The following is a 15,185-nucleotide window of genomic DNA, read 5'->3' on the forward strand; positions in this document are numbered from 1 at the left end:
CGTGAAGTATTAGGTCTATCGAAATAAAATGCATATGTAAAACGTTTTTAAACAGGTTCTACCTTTACTCGAAATAAGAGCTGCCTTCAAAGGGTGGCAACGTCTGCTCACACTTGTTTATGCTTGATCTATATTGCCCACTCAGCCTGTACACATGTTGGCCCCATGCCGTACATATGATGATAGTAAGTCTTTAAATCATTAAGATCATTTTGAATTGATCTACTATATTGCGGCAGTTGGTGTAATAGAAGGGCGAAAGGGCGGATGTGTCATTGGAACAGCGGCATAATGAGAGTGAAAATAGCGTGACTTTGCAATATGCAGTGGGCGGCATGAGCTGTACAGCATGCGCGGCACGGATCGAGAAAGCTGTGGGCAAAATGGAAGGCGTACAGTCGGTTGCCGTCAGCTATCCGGCAAGATCGGCTTGGGTGCAGTTTGTGCCTGGGCGGATACGGTCTGAGGACGTTATGGCGAAAATCGGACATATCGGCTTTCAAGCATCGGCAGCTGAGCACAGCAAAGAACAATGGAAGCAGGAGCGCAGCGCTCTCGGCCTCCGGCTAATGATCTCGCTGCTGCTTACACTGCCGCTGCTTGCTGGCATGACCCAGCATCTCCCGCTGCTAAGCGGGCTTTCCATTCCGGCTTGGCTGCTGCATCCATGGCTTCAGCTCGCACTAGCTACGATAGTTCAATTCGTCATTGGGCTGCCTTTTTATATCGGTGCTTACCATGCGCTGCGTTCGCGAGCAGCGAATATGGACGTGCTAGTCGCAGCAGGAACGTCTGCTGCCTATTTATACAGCCATTATATTGTTTTCTCACGCCTTCCGACTGGAGAAACGCTTGTCGCCGGGCATACGCTGCCGCTTTATTTTGAAACCTCTGCTGTCGTTATTAGCGCGGTGCTGCTCGGCAAATATTTGGAGATGACAGCTGCATCGCGGGCGCAGGATGAGGCGGGCGGGTACAGCCAATTGCAGGTGCAATCCGCAACTGTAGAACGGTCAGGCCAGTGGGTCAGTGTACTGACCGCTTTCATATGGGAAGGCGAGATTGTGCGCATTGCACCGGGGGAGACGGTCCCGGTTGACGGCGTTTTAACGAGCGGAGAAACCGATATGGATGAATCGCTGCTGACAGGAGAAAGCTTGCCGGTCGTTAAACGAGCGGGAGACCGAATTTGGGCAGGAACAACGAATGTGGGAGCAATGCAACGCATCCGTACAACGGCTGCGGGACATGCGACGTTGCTCAGCCGCATTAGCGAGCTGCTTCGTCAGGCGCAGCGCTCCAAATCAGCGATTCAGCAGCAGGTGGACCGGGTGGCCGCGTGGTTCGTTCCAGCGATGCTTGCCCTTTCGGCTTTCACCTTTATGCTTTGGCTGGTGCTGCTGGAACCTGGCAATTGGCATCAAGCTTTCCGCTGCGGGGTCGCTGTTATGCTTGCTGCCTGTCCTTGTGCACTGGGGCTTGCCGCGCCTATTTCACTGGTTATTGCTTCTGGCCGCCTAGCAAAGCTGGGCATTGTGCTCAAACAGGCCGGGGCGCTGGAGCGGCTTGCGCGGCTTAATACGCTGCTGTTAGACAAAACCGGAACGCTCACCGAAGGTACCCCGCAAGTTAGCGCCGTATGGGCTGCGCCGACTCAGACGCGCTCGGTCGTGCTTCGTTTGGCTGCAGCCGCTGAAGCGGGTTCCGCCCATCCGCTAGGGCAAGCGATAGGACGTGAAGCGGGGAGAGTAGGATTGACGCCGCCAAGCGCGCTTAATATGGTTTATTTTCCCGGCAAAGGCGTTCAAGCAGTAGTTGAGGGAAGAAGCATAGCCGTCGGAAATGCAACCTTTGCGAAAGCCGAGCAGTGGAAAGCGAATGCGGAGGCCGCCGCAGCTGTAGCTAATTTTTGCACCGAACGGGAAAAAAGAGGAGAAACGCTCTTATATGTTGCAGCAGATGGACTGCTCATTGGGTGTATTTCACTTGCGGATCGGGTTAAACCTCATTCTTTTGCTGCCGTTCAGCAGCTCCAACGATATGGACTGCAGGTGATGCTCGCAACAGGCGACCACCAAATTCCTGCCCAAAATGCCGCTCGCCAAGCAGGCATTACGCAAGTGTACGCCGGATTGCTGCCTGAGCAGAAGCTGGAGCTGGTAGAGCAGCTGAAACGTTCGGGCAAACGGGTCGGCATGGCTGGCGACGGCTGGAATGATGCACCGGCGCTTGCTGCTGCCGACGTGGGCATTGCGATGGGCAATGGTACGGAAGCGGCCCTCGCTGCCGGACATTTAACGCTGCTTCAGCCGCGCATGACTGCGATTGTTGATGCACTTGGCATAAGCCGGCTCACGGTGCGCAATATTAAGCAGAACTTGCTGCTTGCTTTCCTATATAACAGCAGCATCGTGCCGTTCGCCGCGTTCGGTCTGCTTGAGCCATGGATGGCAGGGGCAGCGATGGCGCTTAGCTCCGTGTCGGTAGTCGGAAATGCGATGCGGCTGAGCTATATTTTGCGGCGGCACAAGCAGCTCCCTGCCTAGTCCAAGGTGGACAAATACGGAAAAACGATGGTATAGTTACTACGTCTAACCTACATAATGATGAGGGCCAGCGCCAAGCAGGGATACCGCATTTTCGGCACAGCTGCCGCGAATGCTTTTTTTTATGCCTGATTAGCCTGAAAGAGCCCTCCGCTTGGAGAGAACAAACCATTTTAGAGGAGTGTATACGAGTAATGAAAGTTAAAATGAATGCCATGCTGAAAACAAGCCTTGCCATTTGGCTGATTGCTATGCTGACGCTGCTTGCCGCTTGCGGCGGTGCGGTGAATAATAGCAAGGAATCTGCTGCACCATCTATCGCACCATCCGCTGCTCCGTCTGCAGAGACAGGCGCCGCATATCCGCTCACCGTAACCGACGCAACGGATACCAAGCTGACCTTTGAGCAAGCGCCTGAAAAAATTGTGACGCTTGTGCCAAGCGAGACAGAAGTTGTGTTTGCTGTAGGAGCGGGCAAGCAGGTAGTCGGCGTGGATCAGTACAGCAACTATCCAGAAGAAGCGAATGACATTGAGAAAATTGGCGATATGACGACCAATATTGAGGCTGTCGTGAAGCTGAATCCAGATCTCGTGCTTGCATCCTCCAGCATGAATGGAGATGCGGTTGCCAAGCTGCGCGAACTGAATATTCCGGTATTTGCCTCCGATTCGAAAACATATGGCGAAACCATTGCCCATATTGAGACGGTCGGCCAAATTTTGAACCATGTGAAGGATGCCGAAGCGGTTGCTGAACATATGCGTGATGTGATGAACCAGGTCATGAATGCGGTGAAGGATGCGCCTGCGAAAAAGGTGTATTTGGAGTTTAGCCCTGGCTATACGGCAGGATCAGGTACTTTTTTGGATGAGCTGCTGACAATGGCGGGAGGCACCAATGTAGCGGGCTCGAAGGAAGGCTGGTACGAAGTCAGCGCTGAAGAGATCGTGAAGCAAAATCCGGAAATCATCATTTACCCGGATATGAAGGTGAAACCGAACCCCATCGTTACAGCGTTGGACAGCCGGGCAGGCTGGAACGTCATTGACGCGGTGAAAAATAAGCAGGTTATCGCGGTTTCGGAAGATCCGCTCGTTCGTGTAGGCCCGCGGCTTGCCGATGGCTTGCTGGAAATTGCGAAGGCTGTTCATCCAGACCTCGTTAAATAGCGGATGAGACATCAATGGTTAGGCTACGGAGGAGCAGCAGTGCTCCTTCTTGCTGTTTCTATTATCGCGAGCTTGTCGATTGGCTCCGCAGGTATTTCCTTTACTGATGTGTGGGGCATTTTGCTGCATCAGCTGCCATGGCTTAGAGATCAGCCGGTTAGCTGGAGTGAAGGTGAAATTGCTATTGTTACTCAGGTGAGGCTGTCACGGGTGCTGCTGGCGGTGCTTGTAGGCGCTTGTCTCGCACTGGCGGGCAGCGGGTTTCAAGGTGTGCTGCGCAATCCACTCGCCGATCCTTATACGCTCGGGGTTGCTTCGGGCAGCTCAGTCGGTGCTGCGGCATTGATTTTATTCGGCTATCAGGCGGCAGTAGGCATTTGGACGATTCCGATCGTCGCTTTCATAACGGGAATTGCGACGCTATTGGTCGTTTTCTGGCTAGCGCGAAGCTCGGCCGGACTGCAGTTGGAAACGCTTATATTATCCGGCGTTATTATCCAGGCCTTTCTGGGAGCTTTCGTATCCTTCATGGTCTCGCTTTCCAATAGCGTAGTAAACCAGATTTTGTTTTGGCTAATGGGCTCGCTGGCGATGAAAAGCTGGGCGAACGTCTACATGCTTATTCCTTTTCTTATTATTGGGGTTATTGTGCTTATTGCCTATGCGCAGCATTTGAATGTTTTTCTGCTTGGCGAGGGGCAGGCGGCACATTTAGGCATTCGCGTAGAGCGTACAAAGCTGATTGTGCTGGCTTGCTCGACGCTGCTCACGGCTGCTGCCGTATCGGTGGCTGGTGTGATTGGCTTCGTCGGCCTCGTCGTACCGCATGTGATTCGCCTGATCGTTGGGCCGGATTACCGCCTGCTCATTCCACTGTCCGCATTTGGCGGCGGCATATTTGTGCTCTGGGCCGATACACTTGCCCGCATGGCGCTAAGTCCGAAGGAAATTCCGCTAGGCGTAGTAACTGCGCTGATTGGTGCGCCATTTTTCGCTTATTTACTGCATCGGCGCAAGCGGCTGGAAGGAGGGGCATAATGGCTGTTATGCTTGAAGCACGCCAGCTTGGTACGACGATACGCGGGCGAAAAGTGCTGAATGACGTAACCTTTTCCTTTCAAAAAGGGTATACATATGGCATTATCGGCCCCAATGGCGTTGGGAAATCCACCTTGCTGAAGCTGCTTTCCGGCGTATTGCCTCCTTCGCAGGGTGATATTTTTCTAGAGGGGCGCAGTATTGCCGCCTATTCACGCAAGGAGGCAGCACGCAAGCTTGCTGTGCTTCAGCAGGGTGTGCTTCCGCCAGTAGGTTTTACAGTTCGTGAAGTAATTGAAATGGGCCGGTTTCCTTATCAAAATTGGTTCGGTAATGAAGCAAGCGATTCCGCGCCGATCATTAATCAGGCAATCGCAGCAATGGGGCTTGAACAGCTGGAGCAGCGCAAAATGGCTGAGCTAAGCGGCGGCGAACGGCAGCGCGTCGCGCTAGCCAAGGTGATGGTACAGCAAGCAGAAGTCATCTTGCTGGACGAGCCTACGACCTATTTGGATATCGGCTACCAAATTCAATTGCTCGATACGGTAAAGAGCTGGCAGCGTGAGCAGGGCATTACCGTTGTAACCGTGCTGCATGATTTAAATTTAGCCGCTTTATATTGCGATGAAGTGCTGGTGCTGCATAAGGGCAGCATCGCAGCATTGGGCAAACCGCAGCATATTTATACGACGGAGCTGATTCGCGAGGTATACGGCGCTGAGGCTTCGATTATGAATCATCCGTTAACAGGGGCGCCGCAAATTTTGCTTGCGCCCAATGTAAGAATAAACAATGGGGAGCTGGAATGAAGGGATGAAAGAAGAATTATGCATGCTGCTGGCGAACGCAATTGGGAGAATCCCGGCATTTAATGAACAGGAAGCGGAGGCGGCAAGACGCCATTCGGACCAATTAACGAAGCCGCCGGGCAGCTTGGGCAAGCTTGAAGATGTGGCCTGCCAGCTCGCCGGAATTTCGGGGGAGCGCTGGCCTGATATGGAGCGCAAAGCGGTCATTATTATGGCTGGCGATCACGGCGTTTGCGAGGAAGGGGTCAGTGCCTTTCCACAAGCGGTAACCCCTCAAATGGTGCTTAATTTCTTGAATGGCGGCGCAGCCGTCAATGTACTCGCCCGGCAGGCGGGAGCTGACGTGTATTGCGTTGATATTGGCGTGAACGCGGAGCTTGAGCATCCGAATCTTTTAAGCCGCAAGGTCATGTATGGAACCGCCAATATGGCCAAAGGCGCTGCGATGACGAAAGAGCAGTCCATTAGAGCTATTTTGACAGGGATAGAAGTTGTGGATGAGCTTTACAAAAAAGGCTATCGCGCCTTTGCAATAGGAGAAATGGGCATCGGCAATACGACGGCAAGCGCAGCAATTATGACGGCACTGACAGGGCTTGCGCCCGAAGAAACCGTTGGCAGAGGAACAGGCATTAATGATGAGGCTTGGAAAAATAAAGTCGCGGTTGTTAAACGGGCTATCGCGGTTAATGCACCAGACACGCTCGATCCTTTTGACGTGCTGATGAAGCTGGGTGGTCTAGAAATCGCTGGGCTGGTAGGCGTTATTATTGGAGCGGCAGCCAATAGCTGTCCGGTCGTTATTGACGGCTATATATCCTCGGTAGCAGCCTTAGTAGCATCGCGTATTTCCGATAAAACGAAGCCATGCATGATCGCGTCCCATCTTTCCTATGAGCAGGGTCATGCGAAGCTGCTGAAAGCCGTGGGCTTAAGCCCGATGATTCATATGGATATGCGGCTCGGAGAAGGCACAGGTGCGGTATTATGCTTCCATTTTATCGATGCCGCATTAAAGCTCATGCAGGAAATGGCTACTTTTGAAAGTGCAGGGGTATCGAAAGCGTAGGTGAAGCTGTAATGGCAATATTAGTAACAGGCGGTACGCGCAGCGGCAAAAGCTTATTCGCCGAGCAGCTCGCGATGAGGCTTGGCAAAAAGGGCATTTATATGGCAACAAGCCGTATTTGGGATGAGGAAATGGCTGAGCGCGTAAATAGGCATCAGCAAAGTCGCGGCACAGGAGATTTTGAATGGGAAACGGTGGAGGAGCCGCTTGAGCTGGCCGAATTGCTGGAGAAGCAGGCACGGGCAGCCGCAGCTATGGCGTCAGTTGGAGAACAGCCGCCAGTTGTGCTTGTAGATTGTCTGACTCTGTGGTTGACAAACGCTTTGATGGCAGCAGAGGAGCAGGCAGGACAAGCCGGCACAGAAGCAGACGAGCAGCTGCACCACCAGACGGAAGCACTCATTGGCGCTATTGCTGCTTATCCTTATCCGCTCGTAATCGTTACAAATGAGGTAGGGGCGGGTATTGTACCTGCCTATCCAATGGGCCGAAAATTTCGCGATGAGGCAGGAAGGCTGAATCAGCGGGTGGCCGCGGTTTGCGATAAAGTATTTCTTGTAACAGCTGGCATTCCAATTGAGCTCAAGGCAGCGGCTTTCCGCTGGGAGCAGTTATGATTTTCTATTCCTTGCCGGACATGCTGTGGCTGACCGCCGCAGCTATTCTGGTCGATTGGATCGTTGGCGATCCAAAATGGCCCACACATCCCGTCATTTGGATCGGCAGGCTCATTGCTTGGCTGGAGCACAAGCTGCGCAGGAGCGATAAGGCCGAATCCTCCAAGCTCCTCAGACTAAAGGGCACCTTGTTAATGCTCATAACATTAGCCATTTCATATGTCGTCATGTGGGGAGTCGTCGCGGTCGCTTCGCTTATCCATCCTTGGCTCGGCTATGCGGTGACCATTTGGTTTATATCGACGACTATCGCAGTCAAAGGGTTAAAACAGGCAGCGATGCTCGTCTATATGCCGTTAATAGCAGGAAACCTTCAGGAAGCGCGCAAATATGTCGGCTACATTGTCGGACGCGATACGGACAAGCTGGATGAATCGGAAGCTGCCCGTGCTGCTGTGGAGACGGTGGCGGAAAATACAGTCGATGCGCTTGTCTCGCCTATCTTTTTCGCTTTAATAGGAGGAGCACCGCTTGCTATGCTGTATCGGGCGGCAAATACGCTTGACTCTATGGTCGGTTACCGCAATGATAAGTATATTGATTTCGGCTCGTGCTCGGCACGAACCGATGATGTGCTCAATTATATACCCGCCCGGTTGACGGGAGCTCTGCTCGCGTTGTCGGCTTGGCTGCTGCCAGGCATGTCTGCCAGGCGCTCGGTCGCTGCGATAAGAAAATTCGCCCATCGGCATCCGAGCCCAAACAGCGGCATTCCTGAATCGGCTGTTGCCGGGGCGCTCGGTATTGAGCTGGGCGGACTCAATTATTATTTTGGCGCGCCTAGCGAACGTGCGAGAATGGGAGAGCCTATGCGCCCATTGACAGCGCAGGATATTATTTTCACGACTAGATTATTGTATCTGGTCAGTCTATTACTTGTAGTTGGGGTGCTGGCATTATGGCTGTTCGTTCATTAAAGCTGCATGCTCAGGCGCTGGTCGCCGCTATTCAATTTTTGACTAGAATTCCAGTGCCTGTAACCGTTCCGTTTGAGCCGCAGGTGTTAGCACGCAGCGCTGTTTATTTTTCGATTGCCGGAGGCATGATTGGCGGTATCGTCACATTAAGCTTTGCTGCTGTTCAAAGCTGGCTGCCCGTTGGACCGGGAGCTGTCTTGCTGCTTGCACTATGGCTCGCGCTTAGTGGCGCTTTGCATATGGATGGCTGGATGGACACGGCAGACGGCGTGCTGAGCCATCGCTCGCGGGAGCGCATGCTGGAAATTATGAAGGATAGCCGAGTAGGCGCTATGGGTGTCATTGCCGCCGTTTTGCTGCTGTTGTTCAAATTTACAGTGTTATATGAGCTGCTTAGTCATACAGAGTCTATATATGTGCTGCCGTTGCTGGTCATTATCCCGGTGTGGAGCCGCTGGTGGATGGCTGCGGCGATTGTCATCTGGCCGAGTGCCCGTGAGGGAGAGGGGATCGGCGCATTATTCCAAGCGGCCTCACTGCGGCATGTATGGACGGGGTTTGTGCTTACCTTCCTGCTAGCCTGCGGGATCGGTCTGGCATTCGGATTGCCTCTCAGCACATCCGCTTTCACAGTGGCAGGTGCTGCTGCTGTGACGATGGTGACAGGGACACTAATGTCTTTCTGGCTTGCCCGCAAGCTTGGCGGCTTGACTGGAGACACTTACGGTGCCATGAATGAAGCGATTGAAGCTATATTGTTGTTTGCACTGCTATTATTGACAACTCACTAGAAGAGGGGGAATACTCACCATGCTTGAAAGATACGGACATGGCGGTGACCTGCGAACGGCAGAGGAAAATTTCGGACGGCCAGCTGATCAATTTGTCGACTTCAGCTCCAATATGAATCCGATAGGCCCGCCCCCCTTGGTACATAGGGTGCTGCTCTCGTATGCCCAGCAGATTGGCAAGTATCCTGATCCTGCGGTACGCGGGCTGCGGGCGAAGCTTGCGAAGCTGCACGGCATTGACGAGCAGTGCATTTTAATCGGAAATGGTGCGGCAGAGCTGATCGACCTGACTGTTCGTGCTGTAAATCCTATCATTACGAGCCTTGCGTTTCCTTGTTTTAGCGAATATGGCGACGCCGTTCATAAAATTAGCAGCGGCATTGCCCCCATTATGCTGAAGCCGGAAAATGGCTTTGAGCTGACCGAAGAGGCCATTCAAAGCATGACGACCGAGATGGAGGAGCCTTTCTATATGCTGGGCTCACCGAATAATCCGACGGGTCGGCTAGTCCAGCCGGAGCTGATCAGAAAGCTTCTAGCCAGTGGCGCTAAGGTAGTCGTAGATGAAGCCTTCATGGATTTTGTGCCTGAAGAAGCGGATTATTCGCTGGTGAAGGAGGCTGCCAGCAATGACAGGCTGTATGTCATTCGTTCCATGACGAAATTTTATGCGATTCCCGGCATTCGGCTCGGGTATATGGTCAGTACGCCAGAGCGGATTGCAGCGCTGCGCCTGCTGCAGGTTCCGTGGAGCGTCAACTCGCTTGCGCAGCTCATTGGAGAGGGCGTATTGGAGGATGCGGAATATGCGGAGAAGACGCTGAAATGGCTGGACGAAGAACGGCCTTGGCTCATTTCGAAGCTGGAGGGGCTTGGTTTTTCCGTCACGCCTAGTCAAACCAATTATGTGCTTGTAATGCTGCCGTCGCTGCCTAATTTAACGGCAGCTGCTTTGCAGCTTGAAATGGGCAGCCGCGGAGTGCTTATACGCGATGCCTCCCATTTTGTCGGGCTTGATGACCGTTATTGCCGCTTTGCGATCAGGCTGCGCAGTGATAATGAAAAGCTGCTGGAAGCACTGACAGAATGTCTGGATGATTTTAAAGAAGATAGTAGGGATAACCATGAGTAATCAGTCAAAAAACAAGGCTGGGCTGACGATAATGGTGCAGGGCACCGCTTCCGATGTTGGGAAAAGCTTGGTGACAGCCGCTTTGTGCCGGATTTTTAGGCAGGATGGTTATGCAGTCGTTCCCTTCAAATCACAAAATATGTCGCTTAATTCCTATGTCACCTGGGATGGCAAGGAAATTGGAAGGGCACAAGGCATGCAGGCGGATGCTTGCGGCGTGCTGGCGACGACGGATATGAACCCGATTTTGCTGAAGCCGACGAAGGAGATGTCTTCACAAGTTGTCGTTCATGGCAAGCCGCTGCGAGATTTCAGCGCGCGCGAATATCGAGAGAGCTATCTGCCGCAGGCTGGCGTTATTGTGCGGGAAGCGCTCGCCCGTCTGCGCAGCAGCAATGATATTGTCGTGCTGGAAGGTGCGGGCAGCCCAGCGGAAATTAATCTGAAAGATCGCGACATTGTCAATATGCGCATGGCTGCTTGGGCAGATGCCCCTGTCATTCTTGTGGCGGATATTGACCGGGGCGGTGTGTTTGCTTCAATTGTCGGTACGCTTGAGCTGCTTGAACCGCATGAGCGCGAGCGCGTATGCGGGTTTGTTATCAATAAATTTCGCGGCGATATAGGACTGCTGCAGCCCGGAGTCGATTGGCTGGAGGAGCGGACGGGCAAGCCAGTGCTTGGCGTATTGCCTTTCTTGCCAGGACTTGCGCTGGAGGATGAGGATTCGCTGTCGCTGGACCGCAAGCTCGAAGAGCAGGTGAAGGGGCGGCCTGATACGCTGGATATTGTCGTGCTGCGTCTGCCTCGTATATCTAATTTTACCGATGCTGATCCGCTTTACTTTGAAGCGGATGTCATGCTGCGTTTTGTGGACAGGCCTGAGCAATGGGGCACTCCTGATGCTGTTATTTTGCCAGGCAGCAAAAATACGGTCGAGGATTTGCTATGGCTTCGCGAAACGGGACTTGCCCAGCAGGTAAGCGCGTTCGCGAAGAAAGGCGGACATCTCGTCGGCATATGCGGTGGCTATGAAATGCTGGGAGATATGCTGCTTGATCCGGCAGGTGTGGAGTCCGAGCATAAGGAAACACCGGGCTTTGGCTTTTTTCCTTTTGACGTAAAGTTTGCAGGGGAGAAGAAGACGGTTCGTATAGAGGGGACTGCCCATGCTGCCTCAGCTTGGCTGGCAGACAAGCTTCCCATTGAAGGCTATGAAATTCATATGGGTGAAATGATCCAGCATGGAGAGCTCCTTCAGCCCTTTGCCATTCGAAGCCAGCAGGCTGGTGCAGCATCGCTGCATGAGGGCGAGCTTACCTATGAAAGTGAAGGGGCATGCTCGGCGGATGGTCGGCTTTGGGGCACATTTATACATGGCATTTTACATAATGATGATTTGCGCCGGGCGTGGCTGAATAATATTCGTGAGGAGCGCGGCTGGGAGCCGCTTGCGGCAGAGCTGCGTTTCCGTGAAAGCCGCGAGGAGGCGTTTGACCGGCTTGCAGCACATACGCGCAAGCATTTGAATATGCCGCTCGTTTATAAGCTGCTTGGTGTGGGCGGAGAGCTTGGAGCTTAGCTTAAGAATCAGGCCTAATGGTATGAAATGATTAATTAAACAGCTGGAAAGGGAGTGGGTGAAGTCATGGAGAAGCAAGCTGCGCAGCGTTTGGGAAAGAAAAAAAGCTGGATCATCGCAGGCATTATGCTGGCGTTTCTTGCCTTTTGCGCGCTGCTGCTTTATGGAATGATTCAGTCGATGCAGCATAAGGGCGGAGCGGCAAGCGACGGCACCCAGCAGCCTGTTAATTACAGCTATACAGCTTCGGAAGCGACTAATGGCTTTATGCTGCATGTTTTGAAAACCCGGCCATCCAATGTGAAGCCTCAATTGGTGCAAAATAATGTAGCGTTAACGCCGTATTATGGCATTAATGGCGGATTTTTTTATGAAAAATCGCTGCTTAGCATTGCCGTGGTCAACAGCCTTGCGGTCAATGAAGAGCAGGGGACCTACGGCTCCGGCAGCGAAAATGCCAAATATGCCCGCGGAACGCTCGTATGGGATGGCGTTAAGGATCAGCTTAGCGTACAAATAGCGGGCAAGGCATCCGAGCTTAAAGTTCAGGATCATACACGCTTTTGGGCGCAAGGCGGCATTAGCATGAGTATTGGCAATGATGCGGGCTGGCTGGCGCAGGCACAGCAGGAAAATGCTCCTTTTCCCGATGACGCGCGCTTAAGGTCTGCTGCCGTATACGATCAGCGGGGCAATATTTATTTGGTAGTCAGCAGCACAAAGGGGAGCTTGGCTGCTTTTCGCGAAGCAGTTATCGAGAAGATCGGCGACAACAAGCTGTCAGGCGGCATCTTTCTCGATGGCGACGGCTCCTCGCAGCTGCGTAGTGCGGAGGCGACGCTGCAAGGAGATAGCCGCCCTGTCGTGCAAATGCTGCGCATTATGAAATAAGACGGTTTATTGAGGAGAAAAAGATGAATCAACTTCCGATTGATGCGGTTTTGCCGGAGCTGCTTGAGGTGCTGGCTGCTGGAAGCGGCGCCGTGCTGGTCGCCGAGCCAGGAGCCGGCAAGACGACGCGCGTACCGCTTGCCCTGCTGGATGTGGCCTGGCTGGACGGCCGTAAAATTATTATGCTGGAGCCGCGAAGGCTTGCAGCCCGCTCTGCCGCCAAATATATGGCGGAGATGCTCGGAGAACAGGTAGGCGACACGGTCGGCTACCGCGTTCGTCTGGATACGAAGGTGAGCGCTCGTACCCGCATAGAAGTGGTGACGGAAGGCGTGCTGACCCGCATGCTTCAGGAAGACCCGGCTTTGCTGGACGTTGGCGTTATTGTGTTTGACGAGTTTCATGAGCGCCATTTGCATGGTGATCTTGGGCTTGCGCTGAGCCTGCAGTCGCAGGCGCTGCTGCGCAGCGATCTGAGGCTGCTTGTGATGTCGGCGACGCTTGCAGCAGGTCCTGTTGCAGAACTGCTCGGTGGAGCGCCGATTATCGAAAGTGCCGGTAGAGTATTCCCGGTGCAGACGATTTATCGCTCCGCGAAAGTGGAAGGGCGTATCGAGCCGAATGTTGTAAGCACGATCTTGCAGGCACTTTCGGCAAATGAAGGGAATATGCTCGTCTTTCTGCCAGGCGTTGGTGAAATTCGGCGCGTTGCTTCTTTGCTGGCAAGAGAGGAGCGGATGAAGGGCGTTAAGGTGGCGGAGCTTTATGGCACGATGCCGCTGGAAGCGCAGGATCAGGCGATTCAGCCGTCCGCTGCTGGCGAGCGCAAAGTTGTGCTGGCAACGGCAATTGCCGAATCCAGCTTGACGGTTGAAGGCGTGCGTATCGTCGTCGATGCAGGCCTGATGCGAGTGTCGCGGTTTTCGCCGCGCACGGGCATGACGCGGCTGGAGACGGCTCTGGTGTCGCAGGCGTCAGCCGACCAGCGCCGGGGGCGCGCCGGAAGGCTTGCTCCTGGCGTCTGCTACCGGCTGTGGACGGAGCAGGAGCATATGTATTTGCAGCCGTTCAGCCAGCCGGAAATGCTGGAGGCCGATCTTGCGCCGCTGGCGCTGGAGCTTGCGGTATGGGGAATCCAGCAGCCGGAGGAGCTCGGCTGGCTGGACCCGCCGCCGATCGGCGCGTATCAGCAGGCGCTGCAGCTGCTTGAGCTGCTGCAGGCTGTTGATTCATTAGGCCGGCCTACGAAGTCGGGCCGGCGAATGGCGAGGCTCGGGCTTCATCCGAGGCTCGGGTATATGCTGCTCCGCGCGCAGTCGTATGGTGCGGGGCAGCGCGCTTGTGAGCTGGCCGCGCTGCTTAGCGAGCGCGACCTGCTGCCGCAGCAGCGCAGCGCAGATGTGCAGCTGCGGCTGGATGCCCTTCACCGCGGCGGCGGCAGCGGTGCTGAGGTGGATCGCGGCGCCGTGCAGCGGATTCGCTCGCAGGCGCAGCAATGGAGCCGGCTGCTGGCTAGCGCAGCGGCTGCCGGAGCGGGCCAGCAGGACGCCGCGATGTCCTGCGGCGCGCTGCTGGCGCTCGCATATCCCGACCGCATCGCGCAGCGGCGCAGCGACGGCAGGTATTTGCTCGCAAGCGGCCGCGGTGCAGCGCTGCCGGAAGCCCAGCCCTTGTCACGCGCAGCCTACCTCGTTGCGGCGGAGCTCGACGATGCCGGAACGGAGAGCCGTATCCGGCTCGCGGCTGAATTGACGGAGGGCGAGCTGGCATCGGCAGCTAGCGACCAAATCCGGCAGGAGCGCGTCGTGGAGTGGGACGCGTCCGCCCAAGCGGTAAGGGCGCGTGAGCGCGTCCGGCTTGGCGCGCTCCTTTTGCAGGAAAAGCCGCTGGCGAAGCCGGATGCAGAGCTCGTCGCTGCGGCGCTGGCACAGGGGGTGCAGCAGGAGGGCCTGGCCTTGCTGCCGTTACCTAAGCAAGCTGCCCAGTTTCTTGCTCGTATGCGGCTGATGAGACACTATGACAGCAGCTGGCCTGATGTATCTGAGGAAGGGCTGTTGTCCTCCTCAGCACTCGCGCAGTGGCTGCTGCCGCATATACAAGGGATGAAGAGCAAATCCGATCTGCAGCGCCTCAGTATGCAGCAGCTTCTCGAAGGTATGCTTACCTGGACGCAGCGGCAGGAGCTGGACAAGCAGGTTCCAACGCATATCACGGTGCCAAGCGGCTCGCGTATTCCGGTCGATTACAATGACCCAGAGGCGCCGTTCATCGCTGTGCGACTTCAGGAGCTGTTCGGCATGAAGGACACGCCAATGCTCGCAGGCGGCAAGCTGCCGCTAACGCTCCAGCTGCTTTCGCCTTCGCAGCGCCCGGTTCAGGTGACGCGCGATTTGGGCAGCTTTTGGAGCCATACTTATTTTGAAGTGAAAAAGGATTTAAAAGGACGTTACCCGAAGCATTATTGGCCGGACGACCCTTACGCGGCGCAGCCGACGAATCGGGTAAAGCCGCGCAAGTAGCTTGCGGCATTCATAGCGATAGCAACAAGGAAAAGAGGGCTT

12 protein-coding genes are annotated in these 15,185 nt (G+C 54.6%); all 12 read left to right on the top strand.

What is annotated here, in order from left to right:
- The first annotated feature begins 275 nt into the window (after positions 1–275).
- Complete coding sequence (locus MHB80_RS13235) at positions 276–2,546, top strand: cation-translocating P-type ATPase (protein WP_341282555.1); 2,271 nt, start codon at positions 276–278, stop codon at positions 2,544–2,546.
- Positions 2,547–2,740: 194 nt separating this feature from the next.
- Positions 2,741–3,718: an ABC transporter substrate-binding protein gene (locus MHB80_RS13240; protein ID WP_341282556.1), complete on the top strand. Its 978-nt coding sequence runs from the start codon at positions 2,741–2,743 to the stop codon at positions 3,716–3,718.
- A 3-nt stretch (positions 3,719–3,721) separates the two neighbouring features.
- On the top strand, positions 3,722–4,756 hold the full coding sequence (locus MHB80_RS13245; RefSeq protein WP_341282557.1) for an iron ABC transporter permease: 1,035 nt from the start codon (positions 3,722–3,724) through the stop codon (positions 4,754–4,756).
- Complete coding sequence (locus MHB80_RS13250; RefSeq protein WP_341282558.1) at positions 4,756–5,565, top strand: heme ABC transporter ATP-binding protein; 810 nt, start codon at positions 4,756–4,758, stop codon at positions 5,563–5,565. Before MHB80_RS13245 ends, MHB80_RS13250 begins: the two co-directional genes overlap by 1 nt.
- Before the next feature lie 4 nt (positions 5,566–5,569).
- Positions 5,570–6,634 carry a nicotinate-nucleotide--dimethylbenzimidazole phosphoribosyltransferase gene (cobT, locus tag MHB80_RS13255; RefSeq protein WP_341282559.1) on the top strand — a complete coding sequence of 355 codons (1,065 nt, stop codon included), beginning with the start codon at positions 5,570–5,572 and terminating at the stop codon, positions 6,632–6,634.
- An 11-nt stretch (positions 6,635–6,645) separates the two neighbouring features.
- A complete protein-coding gene (cobU, locus tag MHB80_RS13260; protein WP_341282560.1) occupies positions 6,646–7,251 on the top strand; it encodes a bifunctional adenosylcobinamide kinase/adenosylcobinamide-phosphate guanylyltransferase in 606 nt (201 codons plus the stop codon).
- Positions 7,248–8,228 (top strand): adenosylcobinamide-phosphate synthase CbiB, encoded by a 981-nt coding sequence (gene cbiB, locus MHB80_RS13265; RefSeq protein ID WP_341282561.1) that lies wholly within the window; start codon positions 7,248–7,250, stop codon positions 8,226–8,228. Before cobU ends, cbiB begins: the two co-directional genes overlap by 4 nt.
- A complete protein-coding gene (gene cobS, locus MHB80_RS13270; protein ID WP_341282562.1) occupies positions 8,210–9,019 on the top strand; it encodes an adenosylcobinamide-GDP ribazoletransferase in 810 nt (269 codons plus the stop codon). Before cbiB ends, cobS begins: the two co-directional genes overlap by 19 nt.
- Positions 9,020–9,038: 19 nt before the next feature.
- Positions 9,039–10,151: a threonine-phosphate decarboxylase gene (locus MHB80_RS13275; RefSeq protein WP_341282563.1), complete on the top strand. Its 1,113-nt coding sequence runs from the start codon at positions 9,039–9,041 to the stop codon at positions 10,149–10,151.
- Complete coding sequence (locus MHB80_RS13280) at positions 10,144–11,733, top strand: cobyric acid synthase (RefSeq protein WP_341282564.1); 1,590 nt, start codon at positions 10,144–10,146, stop codon at positions 11,731–11,733. The genes MHB80_RS13275 and MHB80_RS13280 overlap by 8 nt, the downstream gene beginning before the upstream one ends.
- 66 nt (positions 11,734–11,799) lie before the next feature.
- Entirely contained in the window at positions 11,800–12,624 is an 825-nt protein-coding gene (locus MHB80_RS13285; protein WP_341282565.1) for a hypothetical protein, read from the top strand.
- Between the two features lie 23 nt (positions 12,625–12,647).
- Positions 12,648–15,143: an ATP-dependent helicase HrpB gene (gene hrpB / locus MHB80_RS13290; RefSeq protein WP_341282566.1), complete on the top strand. Its 2,496-nt coding sequence runs from the start codon at positions 12,648–12,650 to the stop codon at positions 15,141–15,143.
- Positions 15,144–15,185 lie beyond the last annotated feature (42 nt).

This window comes from Paenibacillus sp. FSL H8-0537 (assembly GCF_038051995.1).
Classification (GTDB): Bacteria; Bacillota; Bacilli; order Paenibacillales; family Paenibacillaceae; genus Pristimantibacillus.

Bases quoted from the DNA above. Each gene is read 5' to 3' on its own strand.
- MHB80_RS13245 (WP_341282557.1), top strand. From the start codon at position 3,722: ATGAGACATCAATGGTTAGGCTACGGAGGAGCAGCAGTGCTCCTTCTT.
- cobU (WP_341282560.1), top strand. From the start codon at position 6,646: ATGGCAATATTAGTAACAGGCGGTACGCGCAGCGGCAAAAGCTTATTC.
- cobT (WP_341282559.1), top strand. From the start codon at position 5,570: ATGAAAGAAGAATTATGCATGCTGCTGGCGAACGCAATTGGGAGAATC.
- MHB80_RS13275 (WP_341282563.1), top strand. From the start codon at position 9,039: ATGCTTGAAAGATACGGACATGGCGGTGACCTGCGAACGGCAGAGGAA.
- MHB80_RS13280 (WP_341282564.1), top strand. From the start codon at position 10,144: ATGAGTAATCAGTCAAAAAACAAGGCTGGGCTGACGATAATGGTGCAG.
- cbiB (WP_341282561.1), top strand. From the start codon at position 7,248: ATGATTTTCTATTCCTTGCCGGACATGCTGTGGCTGACCGCCGCAGCT.
- MHB80_RS13250 (WP_341282558.1), top strand. From the start codon at position 4,756: ATGGCTGTTATGCTTGAAGCACGCCAGCTTGGTACGACGATACGCGGG.
- hrpB (WP_341282566.1), top strand. From the start codon at position 12,648: ATGAATCAACTTCCGATTGATGCGGTTTTGCCGGAGCTGCTTGAGGTG.
- MHB80_RS13285 (WP_341282565.1), top strand. From the start codon at position 11,800: ATGGAGAAGCAAGCTGCGCAGCGTTTGGGAAAGAAAAAAAGCTGGATC.
- cobS (WP_341282562.1), top strand. From the start codon at position 8,210: ATGGCTGTTCGTTCATTAAAGCTGCATGCTCAGGCGCTGGTCGCCGCT.
- MHB80_RS13240 (WP_341282556.1), top strand. From the start codon at position 2,741: ATGAAAGTTAAAATGAATGCCATGCTGAAAACAAGCCTTGCCATTTGG.